Raw genomic sequence first — 21,170 nt, 5'->3', positions numbered from 1 at the left:
GCCCCAGCTAAGGTAAATTCCTTGGCTGATCGCAGGTGAAGCAGCGCTGAGCAAGCCACGCATGTGATTCTCCGGTCTGGCTAGTGCCATAAGCAGGTTTTACCCCATTCATATGGTCTAACTATGCGACTGAGCGGCGTTAGAGTCTTTGTACCTTGTTCTGCCAGTCTGCCGGTCTGTCTGCCGTGGCCGGCAGTCCGCTATTTGAGCAGGTCCCGCATGACTGGTGCGTTTTTGTCGTTATCAGTCAGGGAGGCCAGACCCCACAGGCTTTCAACAGTGTGCAGCAGGGAGTAGTGGTTGTAGGGAAGGGGGGATTTGTAGGAATGTCGGGCCGTTGGTCCGGCAAAAATTGTCGAGACGGTATTGTCCTTGCCTTGGCCCTCGTCCCAAGTGATCACCAGGAGGGACTTCTGGGTCGTGAAGGCCGGTGAGGTCAGAATGTCGGGCACCTGGTGTGCCAGCCAGGTGTCGCCCGCCGACACCTGGCAGTCATGCATGTCATGGCAGAGATTGGGACTGATAAATACGTAGTTGGGCAGGCTTGAGGCGGCTTTCAGGTCTTGGCTGAGCTGGGTCAGGGGAACGACGTGGGCCGCGCATGAGTCGTGGCTGTCGGTGACGCTGGGGTAGTACATGAACGGGTTGTGCTTCACCGCGTAGGGGTAGGAGTTTTCCACCGTGCAGGGAGCGGGCATACTCTCGGCATACATCTTCCAAGTTCTCCCGGATTGCCCGATTACATCCGCGATGGTCGGTACCCGCGCCGTGCAGCGGCCGCCCGGGCTGCAGTCGTCCGTGATCCCGGCCGTGGTCCCGCTGGTTAGCGCCAGGTAGTTGGGCAGGCTCGGGTGCGATACGGCCTGATAATTGGTCGCCAGTGCGTTTTCGGCGGCCAGTTTGTTGATGTAGGGGGCGGCAGCGTTGCCCAGAATGCTGGCGGCCGGTTTGTTCTCCTCGACAATAATGACGATGTGGTCGATCCCGGGAGGCGTTCCTCCAACCGGGGCTGGACTGCCTACCGGCGGGGTCGGGGCTGCGGCTTTTTGAGGCGACGGGGCAGGGCTGGCAACGGGTGTCGGGGCGGTGCATCCGGCCATGGAGAGCCCGAGCGCGGTGATGCCAATCGCGAATGCGACGGCAAAGCGGCTCTTTTGGCTCATTACTCGATGCTAACCGTAGGTCTCCCACCCGGCCATGCTTTCCCTGAACTGTTCAGGCATGGGCACACAGCTGGCATGCGCCAACGTTCGGGAGCGGATCTAGACCATCAGTGCGGCGGGCTCTGACGCCAGATGTTCCGGCATTAGGTCAGCCGCCAGCCGTCATCAAATTTATCTTCCTGACCGCGACCAACCGATGGACTGAGCTGATCGCTCGACGGATGGAGGTTGCGTCGCTTGTTGAGGCGACGGGTGCAGATCTGGCGAAGAGTCTTCTCTGGAGGGAAGTTCTTCACAACTTCCGGGTAAGGGATGTGGCATCCATCGTCATGGCCGATCGTTACGGTTGCTGGGGTTTCCTGGACCTGTGGCGCAGCACCACCAAGGCATTTGATGACCATGAGCTCGCGTTTCTATGGGAGCTCGCGCCGGTGCTGACACGTGTTGGCTCCGCGCGCTCTTGCTGGCGGACCCAGACCTGTCGGCTGTGCCGGCGAGCGTCTACAATTCGGCAGTGCAGCTACTTGCGGTCGAACACGAGATCGATTCACATGAGGCCCGCGCTCGCGTGCATCTCGCTGAAGGCACGTGGACCACCGCTTGTGCCGCCAGAATGAGTCCACAGATCGCTGCGTCTCTCGAGGCCACCTAGCCCGCAGAACATCTGGAGGACTTTGCGCTGGGCTTGCGCGGCCGACGGCCATTCCCTTCGGACGCGGAGAACCTTCTATAAGAGTTAGCGGGAGATTTGTTGCAGAGCCCAGGAGTTGCCGTCGGGGTCGTTGAAGTACGCGTACCGGACGCCTCCGCCCATGTCGCTCACCTCGGAGACGTCAATGCCGTTGCCAAGCAGTGTTCGCCGGACGGCATCGAGGTCTTCCACCACTAGATGCAGTCCGTGGACGGGTGCGGCGTCGGGGTCACTGATTCCCACGCCAATAACAATCGAGCAGGCTGACCCCGGTGGTGTTAGCTGGACCACTCGCATGCCGTTGCCCGGCTCAATGTCGTGGTCGAGGTTGAAACCGACTTGGTCCAGGTAGAAGGCTTTGCTCCGGTCAACATCGGTCGACGGTAGCGGAACCAATTCCAAACGCATGTCCAAGGGGACTCCTTCTTCCCGCACTGTTCGCGGATAATGGCAGGCCGGCGACCTGTACAACTGCCATGATACTCACCATTGCGTTGGCCGCTGAGTTGAGATTTCCCCGGTAATCAGTGCCCCTTTCCCGGCGGTGGTCTTGACCTCGCCGCCGGTTGGATACACGCTAAAGTATTTTCATCTAAACCATCGGCACGACTGTCAGGAGCCCTCAATGCCAAAGCCCGATATCGCCCCAGGTGATCCCTGCTGGATTGATCTGATGACCTCGGATCCCGAGAAGTCCCGCGATTTCTATGCCGGTCTTTTCGGCTGGACCTACGAAATCGGTGATGAAGAAATGTATGGCGGCTACGTCACTGCATTTGTCGAGGGCGCTCCGGTAGCGGGCATGATGAAGAACGACGGCGAGTCCGGGTATCCGGACGTGTGGACGACGTATCTGCGGGTAAAAGACATCAACACGACCGCCGAGTCGGTCGTGGCAGCCGGTGGTCAGGTATTGATGCCGCCCATGGAAGTTCCGGACCAGGGACACATGGCGATGTTCAGCGACGCAGGAGGCGCAGCCGTCGGTGCCTGGCAGTTCGGCGGCCACACCGGTTTTCAATTGAAAAACGAGCCCGGAGCCCCGTTTTGGCATGAACTTCACACCCGGGACTACGCACCCTCCGTGAAGTTTTACCAGGACGCTTTCGGCTGGGACACCGCCGTCATGAGCGACAGCGAAGACTTCCGCTACACGACGCTCGGATCCGGAGATAACTCACGCGCCGGCATTATGGACGCTGCTTTTTACCTCCCTGACGGGGTTCCGTCGAACTGGCAGATCTATTTTGGGGTAGCCAACGCCGATGCCGTCGTGGAAACAGCGAAGACTCTTGGCGCCCAGGTGATCCATCCCGCTGAGGATTCCCCCTTCGGCCGTATGGCTACGTTGACAGATCCGACGGGTGCGGTTTTCAAGATCGCCCAACGGCCCGAAGAGGCCGCCTAACCACCACCGCTCGTCAACCGGAACCACGATTTTCCGGGCATGGTGTGACTGGGAACATCAAGGCAAAATTAACGGTGGTCCTCGTGCCGGAAGGAAATCAAGAGTCCAGGGCCGGGGACGACGACGTAGGCGCTCGACTTCGAGGAGGGTCATGCTCGTGCCGCGACCGTGGCCAATACGCTGAGAATGGTCAGCCAGTTGGCGGCCGAAATCGGCGCCACGCGCTGACCGCGTACTGGGGGATCACCTTACGATTTTCTGTCGCATCCCAGCGGACGATGGCAGGATTGGGACATGACTCCTGCCCACGGTTTTTCCGGCTTCTCCCGGCGTCCCCAGCCCATCAAACCCAAGGCCGGCCAAGAATCGGTGTGGGACTACCCGCGGCCGCCCAGGGTCGAGCCGCGATCGGAACGCATCATCGTCCGCCTTGGCGGCCAGGTGATTGCCGACACCACCGATGCAGTGCGCGTCCTGGAGACGAGTCATCCGCCTGTCTACTACCTGCCATTGGACTCATTCCCGGCCGGTGTACTCGTCCCGGTCCAGGGCACCAGCTTCTGCGAGTTCAAGGGAGAAGCGCACTACTTCGACGTCGCCGCCGGCGGAGTCGCCGTTTCCCGGGGCGGGTGGACCTACCCAGAACCCACCCGGGGTTTCGAGGCGCTCAGTACCCGCGTGGCCCTCTACCCGGGTCACCTGGACTCCTGTGAGGTCAACGGGGAGCAGGTGACCTTCCAGGATGGTGACTTCTATGGCGGTTGGATCACCACACAGATCGTCGGTCCGTTCAAGGGTGGTCCGGGCACGGCCGGGTGGTGAGAGGTTGCCTCTGCCCGCTCTGCCCGCTCTGCCCGGTGCTCAGGGCTTTACATGTTCCGAAATTCATCCGTGACTCTTAGCGCCGCCACGAACTTCTCGGCCAGGTCTGCCGGAGCGTCTTCTGCGCACAGCGCCATGAGCTTACGGGTCAGAGCAATTTCAGGAACCTCCACCGTCACCACCCCCGCTGGTCGCTCTGCCATCGCCAGCTGTGGAACCATGGCGGCACCATGTCCGGCAGCCACCAGACGCAAGGTTGCATTGAAGTCGTCGCTGGAGGCTACAACTCGCGGATGGAGACCGGCATTGGCCAGGACGAAGTCAAAAACAGTGGCGTCGCTGGATCCGCGCTGGTGCAGGATCCACGGGACTTCGCTCAGTGCTTCCACGCTCATGCGCGACCCGGCCGAAAATCCCCAGCCGGCGGGCACGACCACCTTGTAGGGGTCCTCGCCCAACCAGTGCCGGCTCACCCCCTGAGGCAGCGCCAGTCCGGATTCCCCTACCTGATAGATTATGCCGACATCCAGCTCGCCGCCCACCCGCAGACCGGGGACAACGGAGCTTGGTTCCGCGATTGAGAAGTTCACCTGGACGGACGGGACCTGCCAGGCGGGTAATTCCACGATCCGCGACATTACGAACGTGCACACCGAGGGAAAGGCCCCAACCCGCAGTTCGCGTGCGGCTGTGCTGCCGGCCGCCAAGCCGGCGGCCAGCAGGTTGTCTGCATCGCGGAGAAGCTTGAACGCCTGCCGGCACATGGCATGCGCTGCCTGGGTGGGATGGACGCTGCGTGCGCTGCGCACGAACAATGGCACGCGGGTCGCCTTTTCCAGTGCCGACATTTGCTGGGACACCGCCGAGGCCGTGTAACCGAGCCGGTTTCCGGCAGCCGTGAAAGAGCCGAGCCGGACTACCTCTGCCAGAGTGCGCAGGTGGTTCAGGTTGAGCATAAGTATTCCTTGAAGTCAGACGCGTGAACTGTCGCTGTGGTTCACATCATAGTTTGCCACTTTTCTCGTATCGTTGGTTGAGCCATCGGAGTTTCACCGACAAAACGGCTACCGGTACGCCGCATTTTCACTTCGTACTGCACTACAAAAAGGATCAGGAATGCTTGAGCAACGTCTCTTTGTCAACGCCCGGTTTCACACGCTGTGGGCCCCAGAGCCCCAGGTGCAGGCCGTCCTGACGCGCGGCGAGCGCATCGTGGCAGTGGGCAGCCGCGAGGAGCTGAGCGCGCATTCCATCGGCGGCACGGAAACTATTGACCTTGATGGTGCCACCGTCATCCCGGGCCTGACTGATGCCCATATCCATACGGCAAATCTTGCCCGTGAAATGGCCGCTCTGGACCTGCGCGGAACCGCCAGCCTTGAGGAGGCGCTCGAGCGGGTGCGCGTCTACAGCGACGATCTGCCGGCCGGGTCCTGGGTGTTTGGCGGACGCTGGGACTTCAATGCCTGGGCTGTACCCGTGCAGCCCAACCGTCAGGCCCTCGATGCCGTCACGGGCAGCCGTCCCGCGGCGCTGCCCAGCATCGACGGCCACACCGTTTGGGCCAACTCAGCCGCCCTGGCCGCCGTCGGCATTTTTTCTTCCACGCCTCATCCCGTGGGCGGGGAGATTGTCAGGGACACCCACGGGGAGCCGACGGGGATCCTGCGCGAATCGGCCGGTGGCAAGCTCGTGGACATTATGCACAGCGCCGAGGCCGGGGATCTTGGCGCGCAGCTGTTGGAGGCACAGAAACGGCTGCTGGCTGTGGGCCTCACAGGTGTCCATGACTTCGACGGCGAGGACGCGCTGGCGTCCTACCTAGGCATGCGCGAGTCCGGGCAACTCGAGATCCGTGTACACAAGGCGATTCCGATGACTGCCCTGGACCGGGCCATCGACGAAGGCAGAGCCACTGGCGACGGCGATGCCTGGCTGCGCACGGGCCCTGTCAAACTGTTTTCCGACGGTGCCTTGGGCTCCCACAGCTGCCATATGAACGCCCCGTTCCCCGGCGAAGGAGGCAATACCGGAATTGAGGTCATCCCTTACGAGGACTTGCGTGAACTTGTGCGCCGCGCAGCCGGTGCGGGGATCGGCGTCGCAACGCACGCGATCGGCGACCGGGCCAACGAACTGGTACTGGACGCCTACGCCGACCTGGCGCGAAACCCCCTGGACCCCCCGCCCAGCATGCTGCGCACTGCCACCAAGCTCCGTCATCGGATCGAACACGCCCAGCATCTTCGCCCCAAGGACATTGCCCGAATAGCTCAGCTAGGCGTCATCCCTTCCATGCAACCCACCCACTGCACCACGGATATCCCGCTGGCGTCCACCCTGCTTGCATCGCGGAATCTGGCCTCCTACGCCTGGCGTTCGTTACTGGATGCGGGGGCAGTTCCGGCCTTTGGCTCCGACGCCCCCGTAGAACACCCGGACCCGATGTACGGCATCCATGCGGCCGTCACTCGGCAAAACAGCAACCACGAGCCCGACGGCGGCTGGCAGCCGGGCGAATGCGTCACCTTGATCGAGGCTATCGAGGCCTTTACGGCCGGCGCCGCCTTCGCCTCCGGGGAGGAGGCTCACAAGGGGCGCCTGCGCCCGGGGATGCTTGCCGACTTCACGGCTCTGGCCGCCGATCCCTTCACCGCCACGACCTCTGACCTCCGCGACATCGCAGTGCAGTCCACCACGGTGGGCGGCGTGGTGCGATACCGCCGGGACCATTAGCCGCAGCGCTCCTTTTCCACCCTTCCTATCCGCCACCCGTCCGACCCTCCACCTGCCCCACCCAAAGGAGAAACATCATGAAGCAGTCCATTGCGCAATCGTCCACCTCCATCCGGCGCACCGGCGCGCTGGCGTCAACCGCCATGCTGGCCGTGCTGGCTCTGAGCGCCTGCGGCGGTCAGAGCCTGGCCGACTCGGCCCCTACAACGCACGCTGCCGGAGCCTCCTTCACGGCCGTCCCGGCACCCTCAGAGGACCTGGCCAAGAGCGTGATTGACGGCGTCAAGGCCGACCCGGCCCTGACCTCAGCGTTACCGGCCGGCATTAAGGGGGCCGGCATCAAGATGACCACGTCCGAGGGATACCCGCCCATGGAAATGTTCGCCACGGACGGCAAGACCCTCATCGGCGTGGACCCCTCGATCGGCCGTGCCATCGCCAACAAGCTTGGCGTCCCGCTCTCCATCAACAACGAGGACTTCAACGCGCAGATCCCCGGCGTCACCACGGGCCGCTACGACTGGATTATGTCGTCCATGACGGACAACGGCGAACGCCGCAAGACAGTAACATTTGTCGACTACGTCCGTTCCGGCAACGGCTGGGTGGTCAAGACCGGTAACCCGTCGGGTATGAGCGATTCCGCCAGCGCCTGCGGCAAGACGATCGCCGTCGTCGACAATGGCTCCTCACTGACCCAGGCCGAAGCGTATGACGCAGCCTGCACGGCAGCGGGCAAGAAGGGCGTGAACATCCTCAAGTTCCCCGGCGACCAGGAAGCGATCCTGCAGGTCCGCAGCGGCCGTGCGGACGCTGGAATCAACGACTACCCGGTCGCGGCATACCGCGCTCAAACTTCCGAAGGCGCGCTGGAGGCGGTGGCCATCAAGGGTGACGAAAGCCCTTGGGGTATTGCGATGAAACCGGACAACAAGGAACTGGTCGCCACGGTTCAAAAGGCCCTCCAGGAATTGATCGACGAGGGCAGCTACGCCAAGATCCTCGCCGCCTGGAACGTCTCAAAGATGACAGTGGGAGCCGCCACCGTCAACGACGGCAAGTAAAGCGGCCATGAGAACATCCACCCGGCCCAAGGAACTGAGCGGACCCGATGGCAGGCCCGTGCCCGTCGTTGCGCTCAAGCACCGTGACCGCTGGCTCGTCGGGGCCCTGGCCCTTGTCGTGTTCATCTGGCTGCTGTCCACCTTCGCCACCAACCCCAACATTCGGTGGAACAAGGTTGCCGATTACCTGTTTTTCCCGAAAATCATCGACGGCATCTGGGTTACACTGACCATCTCCGTGCTCGCCACGATCGTGGGTCTTTTGCTGGGCATTTTGCTGGCCATCATGAGGCTCTCGCACAACCCGGTGCTGAACTGGCTGTCCACGCTGTACATCTGGTTCTTCAGGGGCACCCCGGTGCTGGTCCAACTCATCTTTTGGTACAACCTGGCCTTCCTGTTTCCGCGGCTGGTCCTCCAAATTCCGTTCACCGACGTCGGCATCTGGTGGAACACCAACGATGTAATGACGGGCTTCAACTCCGCACTCTTGGGCCTGGGACTGAACCTCGCGGCGTACTTTGCCGAGACCGTACGCGCCGGCATCCAGGCCGTGGATACGGGCCAGACCGAGGCCGCTTATGCACTGGGCATGACACCGGTGAAACGCATGCGCGTCATTGTCCTGCCGCAGGCGCTGCGTATTATCATCCCGCCCACGGGCAACGAGTTCATCTCCATGCTCAAAACCACGTCACTGGTTTATGTGGTGGCGGGTAACGACCTGATGACCAACGCCAGCCAGATCTATAAGCAAAACAATCTGATCATGGAACTGCTGATCGTGGCGTCCCTCTGGTACATGGTGATGACGGCCATCGCCACGTTCTTCCAGTCCAAGTTGGAGGCCCGCTACGGAGCCGAAGCCGTCCGCCTGGTGCGCCGGCCCGGTCTGGTACAGCGGGCGTTTCTCAAGCGCAGCACGCCACAGCTCCGTACCGGCGTTGCAGCCGCCATGTTAAGGGAAGACGACTCCGTCAAGGCAGGGAAGGAACTCTCATGAGCCACAAACTACACGTTTCGTCGGAGGCGCCGGGAAGTACCTCCAGCTGCTGGCGCGCGTCCGTGCCGGTGTCGACTGTGAAGCGGATGGTACTGAGTCCGGCCAGCTGACGGATGGCGTCAGGTGTGCCGTCGGCGATGACGGATCCCCCCATCATGACAATGGCCCGTCCTGCGTTCTCGCTGACCTCTTCGAGATAGTGCGTTGCAAACAGCAGGGTCCGGCCGGTGCCGGCGTAGGCGCGCATGGCTTGCCAGAACTCGGCGCGGCCAGTGACGTCCAGTGCCGTGGTGGGCTCGTCAAGGACCAGAACCTCCGGGTTGGCCACGGCCGCCAGCGCAAAGCGGAGCCGCTGCAACTGGCCACCGGAGAGGCGGTTGACCCGCCGCCTCGCCAGGCCCGAGAGCTGTGCAAGTTCCAGCGTCTCCCGCACCCCCAACGGGTTAGGATACAGGCCGCTGCCCAGGGTGAGCAGTTCGGAAACCGTGACGCCGGGCATGAACCCGGCGTCCTGGAGCATGGCCGCAATCCGGCCCCGCAGCACGGCCGCCCGCGGCGCCATACCGCAAATGGCGACATGTCCGGTGTCGGGTGCCGTCAGGCCGAGCATGACGGCGACCGTCGTGGACTTGCCGGCGCCGTTGGGGCCCAGCAGCGCCACTGTCTCCCCCCGGGCGATCTGAAGGTTCAGGTCACGGACAGCCGCTACGACGCCGTAGTTCTTGTTCAGACCGCGGATAGATACGGCCGGTTGTCGCCGTGTGTCCGGGTCGTCGTGCCGTCCCGTTCGCGTTACGGCATCACTCGCAGTTCGGTTCATGGCTTCAGTGTGCGCGCCGGACACTGCGAGGCGCGTCGGCCGCACAGACAATCCCACTACACCTTTGGGACCATGCGGTTGGCCGTGCACTACGCCCCCTGGCCCATCCGGGTCCCATCGGTCCAGTTTCTTCGTCCTGCCGCGCCGTGGCCATGGGCCGGGCTGCTGGCGACGGCGGTTGGTGCTGGAATGGAACTGACATGGGGGCGCCCATACACGCGCACTGCCCGCAGGTCGGTAGGCCACTTGAGAAATCAGCCATGGCCTGGCAGTCCCGCTTCGGCAGCCTGCGAACTGCTCAGGTCCCCGCGCGCTAGACGTTGCCGCTGTGTTGAGCATGAGCGGAATTGGCACGGGCGGAGCTGGACGCCAGCTGGGCTGCTTTGACGGCGGACGGCGGACAGGAGGGCCAGTTCGGCTGGCTGAAGGACCGGTTTGGGGTTTCGTGGCAGCTAATCGCCAACATGCTTCCCAGCGTGCTCAACGGTCCGGACCCCGACGGCGCAGCCAGGGCCATGCAGGCAATGCTGGGTATGAAAAAGCTGGACGGCAGGATTGCAGTCCGCGTACGACGGCTAGTTTGGGACCGATCCCTTCACCTTCGCCACGCACCACCGGATACCAGGGTGAAGATCGAGGGGACGTGCTCTGTCGGCGTGCTCGCGTCGTGGGGAACCCGAAAATGGATGAGTTGTTCCGGCATGTGCACAGGCGTGCCTGCGGTGTCGGCTCCTGAGCGTCGGCTGGACTGCCACCGCTACGGTGAAGACACAATCCGATGCCGATGGGAACCATCATGAACCAACGCTGCACTCTTTTCCCCGGGGGCCCGTCCTGATGGGAGTGCTGGACGTGCTGCTCGTGGTCGTGCTGGCCGTGGCGGGTCTGCTGATTCTTTTGGTGCAGTCCTGGTTGGCCGCGACAGTGGTGCGGCGTGTGAACTTGCGGCGTCGGCCGGCCAGCTGACCGGGCCAAGGTGCAAGGCCGCCTGCGCCGCCCACCAGCCCAGCACGGGAATGCTCAGTGGCGCAATTTGTGCACGAAATCAGCCAAAGCCGCAGAGTGCTCAAGGTGCTTCACCGGGGGAATATAAACGACTGCCGCACAGGCCGCGGGCGCCATCGGGGGCGCCTCTTGCCGATGATGAAACAAGCGTTTAATATACTGAACATGAGTGCAGTCTCCGATGAGCGGGACCTGACGGCCCGCTCGAATATTCGCAACGCCGCGCTGCGGATGTTCGCGGAGCGTGGGCACGACGCGGTGACAGTACGCGAGATCGCAAGGGGCGCGGGCGTTTCGCCGAGCCTCGTCGTGCACCATTTCGGCAGCAAGGATGGCCTGCTGGCGGCTGTCGACGCCCACGCGGCCGAATCATTCGACGCGGTCTTTGCCGAGTTCAGCGGTGAGGACCTCGCCCAGCTGCTCGCCAGCGGTGAAGCTACGACGTCCGTCGCGGAGGTATTCGCCCGGGCCTTCCCGCATGGGTCCCCGCTCCCTGCATACCTGCGCCGACTGCTGCTGACCAATGACCCGGCGGGCGCGGCGATCTTTGGCCGGTGGTACGCGGTCACCCGGCGGATGTTGGACGCCATGGTCGAACTAGGAGCCGTCGCGCACTGCGAGGACCCGGCCGCCCAAGCGGCGTTCCTGCTGGTCAACGACCTCGCCGTGATCCTGCTTCGCAACCAGATCGCCACCGCCATCGGGGACGACCCGCTGGCGCCCGCGGGGCTCGACCGGTGGACCAAAACCGCCACCGCGGTCTACGCCAGGGGCTTGTTCGCAGCTCCTCCGAAGGAGTCATTATGACCGACACCATCCCCGTCATCCGTACCCAGGGACTCACCAAGGTCTTCGGCAAGGTCCGAGCCCTCGACGGCCTCGACCTCACCGTGCAGCCGGGCGAGGTGCACGGCTTCCTCGGGCCCAACGGTGCCGGCAAATCCACCACGATCCGGGTCCTTCTCGGACTCATGAAGGCCACGTCGGGCCGCGCCGAACTGTTCGGCGGTGATCCCTGGAATGACGCTCCGCGGCTGCACCGCCGGCTGGCCTACGTCGCGGGCGACGTCGCCCTGTGGCCGGGGTTGACCGGGGGCCAGTGCCTAGACGTGTTGGGCTCCACGCACGGCTCCGTCGACGAGCAGCGTCGTGCCGACCTCGTCGAACAGTTCCAGCTCGACCCCACCAAGCGGGTCCGAGACTACTCGAAGGGCAACCGCCAGAAGGTGGCCCTCATCGCTGCCCTGGCGACCGACGCCGAACTGTTGGTGCTGGACGAGCCGACCTCGGGTCTCGACCCGCTCATGGAACATGTATTCCAGCAGCGCATTCGCAACCGACGTGAGCACGGGGTGACTGTGCTGCTGTCCAGTCACATAATGGGCGAGGTGGAGGCCCTGGCCGACCGCGTGAGCATCATCCGACGTGGCCGCACGGTCACCTCCGGCACACTGGCCGACCTGCGCCGACACACCCGGACCGCCGTCCACGCCGTCACCGTGGCCGCCCCAGGATCACTGACCGGTATTCAGGGGCTCGCGGACTTTCAGTACGAGCGACTCAACGAGCTCACGGACACCCGATTCACCATTGACTCCGACCATCTCGACGCCGCCATTGGGCGACTTCACGTGGCGGGCATCCACACCCTTACGGTCACGCCACCGAGTCTCGGGGCCCTGTTCCTGCAGAGCTACGGGGAGACTCTGGACCCCAAGGAGAGCGCCGGCGACGAGAGCCTCGCGGAGGTCGTGCAATGAGCGCAGGCCACCCCGCCGCCGACGACCGCTCGCGTGGCTTGGGAACAATGCTGCACATCGTCGTCCGTATCCAATGGCGCAGCGTCTTGATCTGGGCACTGGCGCTGGGTGCGAGCATGGCAGGCACCGCAGCCAGTGTCGCCTCGCTCTACGACACCGCGGCCAAGATCCACACCTACGCTGCGGCCGTCACCACGGGCGGTGCGCTGGCCGCAATCAACGGCCACGTAGAGGGCATCGACTCCCTCGGTGGCGTGATCCAGGACGAGTTCGGCTTCCTGATCGCCGTCCTGATGCCGCTGCTCGCTATCAGCCTGGTGGCAAGGGCGACGCGAGGCGAGGAAGAGGCTGGTCGGCTCGAGTTGCTGCTCGGTGGCCGCATAGCCCGCCACCATCCCACGGTGGCGGCCCTGCTGGTGGTCACCGCCACGATCTTCGCCACAGCAGTTCTGTTTGCCGTCGGATTGGCGGTCTTCGGCGTCCCGCCGACGGGCGCGGTGCTCTACGCCCTCTCGCTCGGCGCCCTGGGCTTTGTCTTCACCGGTCTCGCGGCCCTGCTTGCCCAGCTCACACCGCACGCCCGGGGGATCTACACCTGGAGTCTGATCATCCTCGCGGGGTCGTTCGCCCTGCGCGGCATCGGTGACGTGACCAAGACCTGGGTGACCTGGTTGTCGCCTCTGGGCTGGGCGGAAAAGGCAGCACCGTTCGGTGACCAGCGGTGGTGGGCCTTGCTCATCCCCCTCGCGGCCGGCCTCACCCTGAGCATCGCGGCGGCGCGACTGGCCAGCCGTCGCGACTTGGGCAGCGCCCTGGTCCGCGGCGGTGCCGGCCCCAACCGGGCCACGGTGCGGCTGCGCAGCCCGATCGGATTCGCGGCCTGGATCCACCGGCCCGCCATCCTCGGCTGGTTAGCCGGTGGCGTGATGCTCGCCGGGTTGATGGGCGCCCTGTCTCACCAGTTCCTCGACGCGATGGCGGGTAACCCCGCTGTCGCCCAGGCCATCGGCATCGGAGGTGGCCGGCCCGTGGACGGGCTCATCGCTGCCACCCAGCTCTATCTGGCAGTCATCGCGGCGGGCTACCTCATCCAGGGCATCGGCACATTACGAACCGAGGAGAGTAACGGCCGGCTGGAAAACCGGCTCTCCGGGACGCTTTCCCGACGCCGTTGGCTCGCTGCGCACGCCGTGGTGCTATTAGGGGGCCTTGTGACGATTGTGCTCGGCTCGTCGCTCGTCCTCGGTTTGGCGACTGCGCTGTCGGCAGGGGACACGGCTGATTTCGGTCCAACCCTGACGTCGGGACTGGCCTACCTGCCAGCCGAGCTGGTGCTCGGCGGAATAGCCCTGACGGTCTACGGGATGCGCCCTCGACTTTTCGCAATCGCGTGGGCCAGCTATGCCGCGATGACGTTCATCGCGTTTCTCGGTTCTGGTCTGAAGTTCAGCCAGTGGGTGCTCGATCTCTCGCCGACCACCCACGTGGGCAACCCGCCGATGAACGCGGTCAATACAGCAGCACTCATCGTGATGTCCGCGGTCACCGCGGTCCTCGGCGCGGTCGGGTTCATTACCTTCCGGCGACGAGGTGTACCCCAGAGCTGACGCCTCGATGCCTAGGCGTCCCGACGATCACCCGGTGGCATTTCAGTACTCGCGAAAACGTGTTCCAAGTTGGATTTCGAGATTGATCCAGTGCCCGCAAGCGGGCCCCACCGAACAGGTCCGTGCCTTGATCCGCATCGACAAAAACGCTGGATGTCGACCGTCCCGTTTGACCCGTTCGGTGATCCGACGGTCACGTTCGGCGGACTCTGTCAAAGGTGCTTTTTTGGTAGTCGATGTAGCGAAACAAGATGCATTGGGTGCCGATAGGCGCGTTGGGATCTAGCGCTGCTTCGGGTGCTGTCCCAACGGGCGAATATGCACCATGTCCAAACGCTTCGGCGCCGGCTGCCGGCCATGAACAGGACTAGGCCGGCGATGAATAATTTTCCGCTACCAAACTCGTCTTCCAGACGGCCGCGGGAACGCCAAGGCCTGCCCACCTGTTGCGGTTGCGTGCTCCCGCCGCGGTACACCCTGCCTCGCTGTTGCATGCTTCAGCTAACAGTCGGGGTGGGGTCTCCTGGCCCTGGCAGGGCCGTGGTGGATGGGGAATACACAACAGGCGCGGCGACTCAGCGGGTGGCGAGTATGGTCGCGGCTTCGGCGCCCTGCTCCCTTTTCCCGAAGAGGCGCGTGCGCAGGGCCAGGAACAGCAGGACCATGCCAACAGTCAGCAGGATGTGGCCCAGGCCAGCGATTCCCGGGATGGCTGCGGAGACGTCGGCGGTGCCGCTGACCTGCAGGATGCCGTGCACCACCATGGTGCCGGCCGTCAGGACCAGACGCGCGTTGTAGGTCCAGAAGAACCAGCTAAACAGCCGCGACGGGGATAGGGCAAACACAACGGGCGTGCGGTAGAGTGCCGGCGTTTGCAAATGTCGCGGGTGGATTTATCCGCCTCGGCGGGCTTCGTCGTTAGCGGACGCGCCGATCGTTGGGGGAGGTGTGCTTTTCGCGGCATGCTGTGTTGCGGTCCGGACCCATGGGTGCCGGCGGCAAGACAGGTGAAAAGGAGCCCGGTCGGCACAGACGAGAGTTACCCGGGATTACTCCTTTTGACCTGCGCACAAAGGGAAGGATCTGACGTAACATTCACCTCAGATATCGTGCCACGATATCGGTTCTCGATAGGTTGAGACTCAGATGCGTGAATTGATGCGTGAATTGATGCGTGCGGCGGTGCGGCTACATATCCTCCACCACACAGCCGAGGCCGACGTCCACGGAACCTGGATGTCCCAGCTGGCCAACCACGGGTATTCCACTTCCCCTTGGAACCCTGCATCCCGCGCCGTACCGGATGGGCAGCACGGTCTGCTGGTCTCCCGCGAGGAAGCGGTCAGCCGCGGCCGCTCCGGGTCTACCGGGCCACGAAGGGAGGCCTCGAGTCACTGACCGCGGGGCGCCGGTCCGTCGCCGAACTCGCCGCTGAAATCCTTCCCGCATCCGACGAAGGAGAACCCTTATGAGTAACCCCCAGGCCCTGGCCCGCCGGCTGGGCACATTCGACGCTGTGATCATTGGTCTCGGCTCGATGATCGGTGCTGGGGTTTTTGCGGCCTTCACGCCGGCTGCCGCCGCTGCTGGATCGGGTCTGCTCGTAGGGCTCGCCGTCGCAGCCCTAGTGGCCTTTTGCAACGCCACCTCCTCAGCACAGCTCGCTGCCATCTACCCGACCTCGGGCGGTACCTACATTTACGGCCGTAAACGCCTAGGCCCATGGCCCGGCTACCTGGCCGGGTGGGGCTTCGTAATCGGCAAGACCGCCAGCGCTGCAGCCATGGCCATGACCTTCGGCGCCTACGCCGCCCCGGCCGGCTGGGAACGCCCGGTCGCCATCACAGCCGTGATCGTTCTCGCCGCCGTGAACTATCACGGGGTCACCCGGACGGCGGGGCTTACGCGTATCCTTGTCGCCGCCGTCCTGATGGCACTGGCGATTGCCGTAGCGGCATGCTGGGGCGGCTCGGGGACAAATCCTGACACTCTCCTCGGGGACGGATTGCTGGCTCACGGCGGGTACGGGATACTCCAGTCCGCCGGCCTGCTGTTCTTCGCTTTCGCCGGCTACGCACGGATCGCGACGATGGGCGAGGAAGTCCGTGACCCCAAGCGCACCATCCCCCGCGCGATCGGGATAGCCCTAGCCATCACCGTTGTGATCTATGCTGTCATCGCGGTCACAGTCCTGACCGTCTTGGGCCCAGATGGGGTTTCCGCGAGTCCCACACCCCTGGCTACGGCCGTCGGCGCTGGCTCCTGGGCCTGGGCTGCCCCGGTTGTCCGGATCGGGGCGGCTGTAGCAGCACTTGGCGCCTTGCTGGCTCTTATTGCAGGACTGGGGCGAACGAGCCTTGCAATGGCACGCGAGCACGACTTGCCGCACTGGCTTGCCGCGGTCCACCCCCGCTACAAGGTGCCACACCGGGCAGAGGTGACCCTGGCTGTGGTGATCTGCGCGGTTATCTCCGTAACCGACCTGCGCGGAGCGATCGGCTTCTCATCCTTCGGCGTGCTTATCTACTACCTGGTCGCCAACATTGCAGCCTTCACCCAGCCCACGACGGACCGCCGCTACCCCAAAGCCCTCCAGGTAGTGGGAGCCCTGGCCTGCATGATCCTGGTCGCCACGCTTCCCCCGCTTTCGGTTGGATCGGGCGTCCTTGTGTTCGCGGTTGGCATCATATTGCGCTTCATCCGAGTTCACCGAGACCGTCCACCCACCATCTAAGCTCCCTGAGAACAGCCGAAGTGGCTACCCCGCAACCACGCCAGGCCCCGGGCAAACAGCATCTAAATTGACCCCCGCAAAAACATGACGCTACGGCGCAGCAAAAAATTAGCATGGCGCCGGCCCAGTGCTCGCTGGGCTCCGGCGTGCCTGCGGAAACATCTTCGTCCCGTTTGTCTCACTTGAGTTGACGCCCGAGCTAATTACGGGGCACGGGGGGAGTCACTTTCTACGGCGGGTCAGCGCAGGAGGAACTACGCCCATTACTTCATGATCCGCGGTCTGGCCATGCCCGTGATGCTCTTGCCCATGCTTGCCCTCTGGGCGCTGCGCGCCCTGCTAGCACTGAGGCTAGTCACCGCGCTTTTCCAGATCCTCGACGCCGTCGGCTGTTCGCCGGGAACGGTCAGGAGAGCTGTACCACCGTCAAGCTCGATGAGGTGGTATGTCCTCCGCGGAACAAAAAATGACCGCCGATGCGCATTGCCACCGTTCCGTTCCTTATGGTGTGGCCATCCATACTGTCGGCTCAAGGTGCAGGGGAGTGGACAGCAAGTCTCTCATTACCCCGTGAGGTCCTCTGCTTCCCTGTACTCCGCCGCTATTGCCTGATTGCGGAGATAGCAATCTCCAGAGTCACCTTTTCGCTCACGAGGACCCCGCCGGCTTCCAGCGGCGCGTTCCAGTTCAGGCCCCAGTCCTTGCGGTTGATCGCTACGGCGGCCTCAAAGCCAATCCGGGTGTTGCCATATGGATCGACGGATGAGCCCGTGTATTGGACGTCTAAGGTTACGGGACGAGAGACACCCTTAATGGCCAAGTCACCCGTCACCTGATAGGCGTCCGCTGGACCGGGTGGGCTCCTCCGCGTCGATGTGCAGGTGCCCCTCGAACTCTTTGAAGGAGCCGTGAACCTTGGTGCGTGTCAGCGCCAGAATTTGGTGAGATGCTCGGCCAAGGCCCTTCCTTGGTTGTAACCGGCTCGAGCAGCGGGCGGACGCAGCGACAGGTCCATGGCGTTGGCGCCGAACATATGCTCGGAGTCGCTGTCTGGGAAGATCGTCTCGACCCTGCTGCCGCCTGCGCGTAGCTCATCGACCTGTGCCGAGAGCTGCATGCCCCAGTCCTTCGGTTGCAGTGCTCTGCCACCGAAGGGTGACAGCACCAGCACCCGTCCGTATCCTGCTGCCAGATCGGCATTCTCATTGCGTCGGTAGCCGCCGTCGATGTATCGGTTGCCCCCTATCCCGTAGGGACGCCCACTGGCACAGCTGGCGGCGACGGCGTCCGCTAGATCGACTCCACTGTGGCGATCGAACACGACCGGTTCACCAGTATGGGCTTCGACCGCCGTAATGAGCAAGGCTCGTTTCGGCCAGTGCGGGCTGGGCAGCCGCGAGGCGACGGTGGCGCGCCACCACGTTTGCCAGGAGTCCGACGCCGCATCCAAGTAGAGTGCCGCCGCGCCCATTCTGCGGCGCATGTCAGTCGCATTCTCGGCGGAGGCGATGATTTTGCGGATCTTCTCCATATGGTCCGCCACAGGCCTGAGCAGAACGCGGCCCCGGTCGGATCCGACCGGACCGGTCAGTTGCTGGGGGACAGCGGCAACAGTGGCGACAAGTAAGTCGGTCGGCGTCGCGCCAGCCATCTGGGCCGCGGCCGTCGAGCCGGCTGACGTCCCAATCGTCAGATCGGCTGTGGTCACGTCCAGCCCGGCATCGAACAGTCCGGCGGCGACGCCGATTAGCCAAGCGTTGCCTGTCGATCCGCCACCACCGAGGACCAACGCTGTGCGGGAGTTGTGTTCCGAGATGCCGTCGGGGGTCGTCACCGAGTTGCACCGAAGTAAATGGTTCATGGTCGTTGCTTTCTGAGAGTGCGTGCAGCGCTCCCCGCAACGGTTACGTCAGTCGCGCGATCGTGAATTCACAGGAGCGCCCAGAGTGGACAGTGCGTGCATCGGGCTCACCTCCTCGAATAGTGTCACGTTCACGAGAAGAGTACAGGTTTGGATCCCTTATGACAACTAGTTCGACGGGCTTGCTTGTGGTGGGCGTTGCGCGGATCAAGGCTCTTGACGTGCCACTTGTTTTTTGCAAGTGTTATCTAGTTCGCATACAGAACCAACGAGGGAGACCAAAATGACCGCGATGTTCGTCAACCTGCCCGTGACCGACCTGGAGCGTGCGAAGGCGTTCTACACGGCGATCGGCTTTACCATCAATCCGAAGTTCACCGATCACAACGCGGCCTGCGTCGTCGTAGAGGAGGACCACAGCTACTTCATGATTCTGGTCCGCGAGTTCTTCCAGACCTTCACCGACCTACCGATCGGCGACCCAGCTGTGAGCCCGACGGTGGCGACGGCGATTTTCCTCGACGATCGGGAGGCCGTCGACAAGACAATTGCCGCCGGTGTCGCAGCGGGCGGCGCTGAGCCGCACCCCGCGTCGGACTACGGTTTCATGTACCAGCGCACGCTCACCGACCCCGACGGCAATATCGTCGAGTTCGGTTGGATGGATCCGGTTGCGGCCGAGCAGGGTCCCGAGGCCTACGCGAACCAGCAGGCCTGAGCTCGATGACTGCTCGGGAGTACGGACAGTATTGCGGCGTCACGCGAGCCCTGGAGCTCGTGGGCGAACGCTGGGCAATGCTGATCGTCCGCGACCTACTCGTCGGGCCGCGCCGCTACGGAGAGCTAGCCGCTGGCCTGCCGCGAATCCCGAGCAACATCCTGGCGACGCGGCTCAAGGATCTGCAGGCGGCCGGCGTTCTCCGGCGCATGCCGCACTCTCGCGTCATTGTCTACGAACTGACGCCCTACGGCCGCGAGCTCGAGCCGGTAGTGCTCGCGCTCGGTGCCTGGGGCTTCAAATCGATGGGCGATCCGCGCCAGGAGCAGATCATCACCCCCGACTCGATGACGATGGCGCTTCGCACGGCCTTCCGGCCGCAGGTCGCGGCGAGCCTGCCAGCGACCGCATACGCAGCGCGCTTCGGCCCCGCCGAGCTGCTCATCCGGGTGGACGGCTCCACGCTCGACGTGGCACGCGGAGACGGGCCAGTCGACCTCGCCTTCGCTGCAGGGCCAGCCATCCGCCTGCTCATCTCCGGCGAGCTCAGCCCGGATCGTGCGATCGCGACCGGCGTGGTCGAGGTGCTGCGCGGCCGCAGTGACCTCCTCGATCGTTTCGCGAACACGTTCCACCTGGCTGCCTAGTCCAAGAACGTGCCCGACAAATACTAAAGGACATGCCTCACATGCGACAGCTCATACTAAAAATGTCGATGTCGCTGGATGGTTTCGTCAGCGGACCTAACGGCGAGATGGATTGGACCCTTGACTCGCGGAGCGACGACGGTGCAGCCTAGGTCTTGGAGACTCTTCAGCAGGCCGGCCTGCACGCCATGGGAAGCCACTTTTACAACGAAGTGGCGAGCTACTGGCCCTCCGCGACGAACTCAACGGCAGCCCCGATGAACGACATCGCGAAGGTAGTCTTCACGCGGCAAAAGTTGTTCGACCTCCATGCCGGGCGGGGCAATGTGCCAGCGCAGGAGCCGTTCCACGGCGTAGCCAGTTGGGTGTCGGCCGGGGTCGCAAATGGAGACCTCCCGGAGGAGATGCTGCGCCTGAAACAGGAGCCTGGCAACTACATTCTCGCGCAGGGAGGAGCGAACTTCGCCCGCAGCCTGGTAGAACTCGGCCTGGTCGACGAATACCGACTCGTGATTCATCCGGTCGCGCTCGGCTCCGGTTTTCCACTCTTCTCCGACCTGCAACAGCCAATGGACCTCGAACTCATCAGTACCACCCATTTTCGGGCAGGCGCTATGGCCCTGGTGTATCGTCCCGTCAGCGCTTAGCCGGTAGTTTTTTCACACCCGCCGCCAGTTTTCTGGCAGCTTCATCGGGTAACGAGGCGCTTATTTCATGATAGTAGAGTTCTTCGAATTCCACTGGAGCACGGTACCCCAAGGTCGAATGTAACCTTTCGTTGCTGTACCAATGCACCCAGTCCACCACGATTTCCACCACATCAGATTCAGCCATCAAAGGCCCGGCTCTGAACGGTGAATCCTTGGCCACGGCCTCGTTCTTGAACAAGCCCATCACCGTTTCGGCGGCGGCATTGTCGCATCCCCGATCGTGCCGATCGAGGGTACCAGCCCCTCCATGGCCAGTGTTTGCGTGTACCTCTGAGAGGTGTATTCCGAGCCAGCGTCGCTGTTAAGCCGAGCTCGGCTTAATAGCGATTATGCCGAGGAAAACGTTAAGCCGAGCTTGGTGCGCTTGCCCTGGTGATTCGGGGGTCTCCGTCCCGTTCCTCGGCTTAATATTGCGGCCTAG

23 protein-coding genes and 1 pseudogene are annotated in these 21,170 nt (G+C 63.5%); 15 read left to right on the top strand and 9 right to left on the bottom strand.

The window, feature by feature from the left end:
- Positions 1 to 200 precede the first annotated feature (200 nt).
- From OS914_RS01905 to OS914_RS01895, 3 genes are all read right to left on the bottom strand, one after another.
- Positions 201 to 1,163: an alkaline phosphatase family protein gene (locus tag OS914_RS01905; protein ID WP_267544379.1), complete on the bottom strand. Its 963-nt coding sequence runs from the start codon at positions 1,161 to 1,163 to the stop codon at positions 201 to 203.
- Positions 1,164 to 1,306: 143 nt separating this feature from the next.
- Positions 1,307 to 1,564 (bottom strand): hypothetical protein, encoded by a 258-nt coding sequence (locus OS914_RS01900; RefSeq protein WP_267544378.1) that lies wholly within the window; start codon positions 1,562 to 1,564, stop codon positions 1,307 to 1,309.
- Positions 1,565 to 1,899: 335 nt separating this feature from the next.
- Positions 1,900 to 2,262: a VOC family protein gene (locus OS914_RS01895; RefSeq protein ID WP_324290608.1), complete on the bottom strand. Its 363-nt coding sequence runs from the start codon at positions 2,260 to 2,262 to the stop codon at positions 1,900 to 1,902.
- A gap of 217 nt (positions 2,263 to 2,479) precedes the next feature.
- On the opposite strand from OS914_RS01895, the gene OS914_RS01890 reads away from it, so the two are divergent.
- Both OS914_RS01890 and OS914_RS01885 read left to right on the top strand, forming a co-directional pair.
- On the top strand, positions 2,480 to 3,262 hold the full coding sequence (locus OS914_RS01890) for a VOC family protein (protein WP_267544376.1): 783 nt from the start codon (positions 2,480 to 2,482) through the stop codon (positions 3,260 to 3,262).
- A gap of 294 nt (positions 3,263 to 3,556) precedes the next feature.
- Positions 3,557 to 4,084 (top strand): DUF427 domain-containing protein, encoded by a 528-nt coding sequence (locus OS914_RS01885; RefSeq protein WP_267544375.1) that lies wholly within the window; start codon positions 3,557 to 3,559, stop codon positions 4,082 to 4,084.
- 47 nt (positions 4,085 to 4,131) lie between these two features.
- Here the strand turns inward: OS914_RS01885 and OS914_RS01880 are convergent, their stop codons facing one another.
- On the bottom strand, positions 4,132 to 5,040 hold the full coding sequence (locus OS914_RS01880) for a LysR family transcriptional regulator (protein WP_267544374.1): 909 nt from the start codon (positions 5,038 to 5,040) through the stop codon (positions 4,132 to 4,134).
- A 160-nt stretch (positions 5,041 to 5,200) separates the two neighbouring features.
- On the opposite strand from OS914_RS01880, the gene OS914_RS01875 reads away from it, so the two are divergent.
- From OS914_RS01875 to OS914_RS01865, 3 genes are all read left to right on the top strand, one after another.
- The gene (locus OS914_RS01875; RefSeq protein WP_267544373.1) at positions 5,201 to 6,820 is read left to right on the top strand and encodes an amidohydrolase; all 1,620 of its coding nucleotides are present in this window, start codon (positions 5,201 to 5,203) and stop codon (positions 6,818 to 6,820) included.
- A 77-nt stretch (positions 6,821 to 6,897) separates the two neighbouring features.
- Complete coding sequence (locus OS914_RS01870) at positions 6,898 to 7,884, top strand: ABC transporter substrate-binding protein (RefSeq protein WP_267544372.1); 987 nt, start codon at positions 6,898 to 6,900, stop codon at positions 7,882 to 7,884.
- Positions 7,885 to 7,891: 7 nt separating this feature from the next.
- A complete protein-coding gene (locus tag OS914_RS01865) occupies positions 7,892 to 8,887 on the top strand; it encodes an amino acid ABC transporter permease (RefSeq protein ID WP_267544371.1) in 996 nt (331 codons plus the stop codon).
- On the opposite strand, the gene OS914_RS01860 is transcribed toward OS914_RS01865, so the two are convergent.
- On the bottom strand, positions 8,862 to 9,707 hold the full coding sequence (locus OS914_RS01860; RefSeq protein WP_267544370.1) for an ABC transporter ATP-binding protein: 846 nt from the start codon (positions 9,705 to 9,707) through the stop codon (positions 8,862 to 8,864). The two genes, OS914_RS01865 and OS914_RS01860, sit on opposite strands and share 26 nt — an antisense overlap.
- 347 nt (positions 9,708 to 10,054) lie before the next feature.
- Here OS914_RS01860 and OS914_RS18155 point away from each other — a divergent pair, with 347 nt between their 5' ends.
- The 5 genes from OS914_RS18155 to OS914_RS01840 all read left to right on the top strand — a co-directional run bounded on the left by OS914_RS18155 (position 10,055) and on the right by OS914_RS01840 (position 14,079).
- Positions 10,055 to 10,507, top strand: coding sequence for a VOC family protein (locus tag OS914_RS18155; protein WP_420713839.1), 453 nt, complete (start codon positions 10,055 to 10,057; stop codon positions 10,505 to 10,507).
- Complete coding sequence (locus tag OS914_RS01855) at positions 10,470 to 10,673, top strand: hypothetical protein (protein ID WP_267544369.1); 204 nt, start codon at positions 10,470 to 10,472, stop codon at positions 10,671 to 10,673. Before OS914_RS18155 ends, OS914_RS01855 begins: the two co-directional genes overlap by 38 nt.
- A 204-nt stretch (positions 10,674 to 10,877) precedes the next feature.
- Positions 10,878 to 11,519, top strand: a complete 642-nt coding sequence (locus tag OS914_RS01850) for a TetR/AcrR family transcriptional regulator (protein WP_267544368.1) — start codon at positions 10,878 to 10,880, stop codon at positions 11,517 to 11,519.
- Positions 11,516 to 12,472: an ABC transporter ATP-binding protein gene (locus OS914_RS01845; protein ID WP_267544367.1), complete on the top strand. Its 957-nt coding sequence runs from the start codon at positions 11,516 to 11,518 to the stop codon at positions 12,470 to 12,472. Before OS914_RS01850 ends, OS914_RS01845 begins: the two co-directional genes overlap by 4 nt.
- On the top strand, positions 12,469 to 14,079 hold the full coding sequence (locus OS914_RS01840) for an ABC transporter permease (RefSeq protein ID WP_267544366.1): 1,611 nt from the start codon (positions 12,469 to 12,471) through the stop codon (positions 14,077 to 14,079). Before OS914_RS01845 ends, OS914_RS01840 begins: the two co-directional genes overlap by 4 nt.
- A 575-nt stretch (positions 14,080 to 14,654) precedes the next feature.
- On the opposite strand, the gene OS914_RS01835 is transcribed toward OS914_RS01840, so the two are convergent.
- Positions 14,655 to 14,924 (bottom strand): DUF2871 family protein, encoded by a 270-nt coding sequence (locus OS914_RS01835; RefSeq protein WP_267544365.1) that lies wholly within the window; start codon positions 14,922 to 14,924, stop codon positions 14,655 to 14,657.
- Positions 14,925 to 15,225: 301 nt separating this feature from the next.
- On the opposite strand from OS914_RS01835, the gene OS914_RS01830 reads away from it, so the two are divergent.
- Together OS914_RS01830 and OS914_RS01825 are read left to right on the top strand one after the other, a co-directional pair.
- Entirely contained in the window at positions 15,226 to 15,477 is a 252-nt protein-coding gene (locus OS914_RS01830; RefSeq protein ID WP_267544364.1) for a hypothetical protein, read from the top strand.
- A gap of 70 nt (positions 15,478 to 15,547) precedes the next feature.
- On the top strand, positions 15,548 to 16,813 hold the full coding sequence (locus OS914_RS01825; protein ID WP_267544363.1) for an APC family permease: 1,266 nt from the start codon (positions 15,548 to 15,550) through the stop codon (positions 16,811 to 16,813).
- A 601-nt stretch (positions 16,814 to 17,414) separates the two neighbouring features.
- Here the strand turns inward: OS914_RS01825 and OS914_RS01820 are convergent.
- Together OS914_RS01820 and OS914_RS01815 are read right to left on the bottom strand one after the other, a co-directional pair.
- Positions 17,415 to 17,684 (bottom strand): annotated as a pseudogene (locus tag OS914_RS01820) (YceI family protein); the annotation flags it as partial.
- A gap of 54 nt (positions 17,685 to 17,738) precedes the next feature.
- Positions 17,739 to 18,674 carry a patatin-like phospholipase family protein gene (locus OS914_RS01815; protein ID WP_267544361.1) on the bottom strand — a complete coding sequence of 312 codons (936 nt, stop codon included), beginning with the start codon at positions 18,672 to 18,674 and terminating at the stop codon, positions 17,739 to 17,741.
- 283 nt (positions 18,675 to 18,957) lie between these two features.
- On the opposite strand from OS914_RS01815, the gene OS914_RS01810 reads away from it, so the two are divergent.
- From OS914_RS01810 to OS914_RS01800, 3 genes are all read left to right on the top strand, one after another.
- Positions 18,958 to 19,392, top strand: a complete 435-nt coding sequence (locus OS914_RS01810; RefSeq protein WP_267544360.1) for a VOC family protein — start codon at positions 18,958 to 18,960, stop codon at positions 19,390 to 19,392.
- A 5-nt stretch (positions 19,393 to 19,397) separates the two neighbouring features.
- Complete coding sequence (locus tag OS914_RS01805; RefSeq protein WP_267544359.1) at positions 19,398 to 20,039, top strand: winged helix-turn-helix transcriptional regulator; 642 nt, start codon at positions 19,398 to 19,400, stop codon at positions 20,037 to 20,039.
- A gap of 155 nt (positions 20,040 to 20,194) precedes the next feature.
- The gene (locus tag OS914_RS01800) at positions 20,195 to 20,686 is read left to right on the top strand and encodes a dihydrofolate reductase family protein (RefSeq protein WP_267544358.1); all 492 of its coding nucleotides are present in this window, start codon (positions 20,195 to 20,197) and stop codon (positions 20,684 to 20,686) included.
- Here OS914_RS01800 and OS914_RS01795 read toward each other — a convergent pair.
- Entirely contained in the window at positions 20,676 to 20,927 is a 252-nt protein-coding gene (locus tag OS914_RS01795) for an IS3 family transposase (protein WP_324290607.1), read from the bottom strand. The genes OS914_RS01800 and OS914_RS01795 overlap by 11 nt on opposite strands.
- Positions 20,928 to 21,170: the final 243 nt, after the last annotated feature.

The sequence above is a fragment of the Arthrobacter endolithicus genome (genome assembly GCF_026627425.1).
Lineage (GTDB): Bacteria > Actinomycetota > Actinomycetes > Actinomycetales > Micrococcaceae > Arthrobacter_M.
This window is presented reverse-complemented; position numbering and strand designations above follow the sequence as displayed.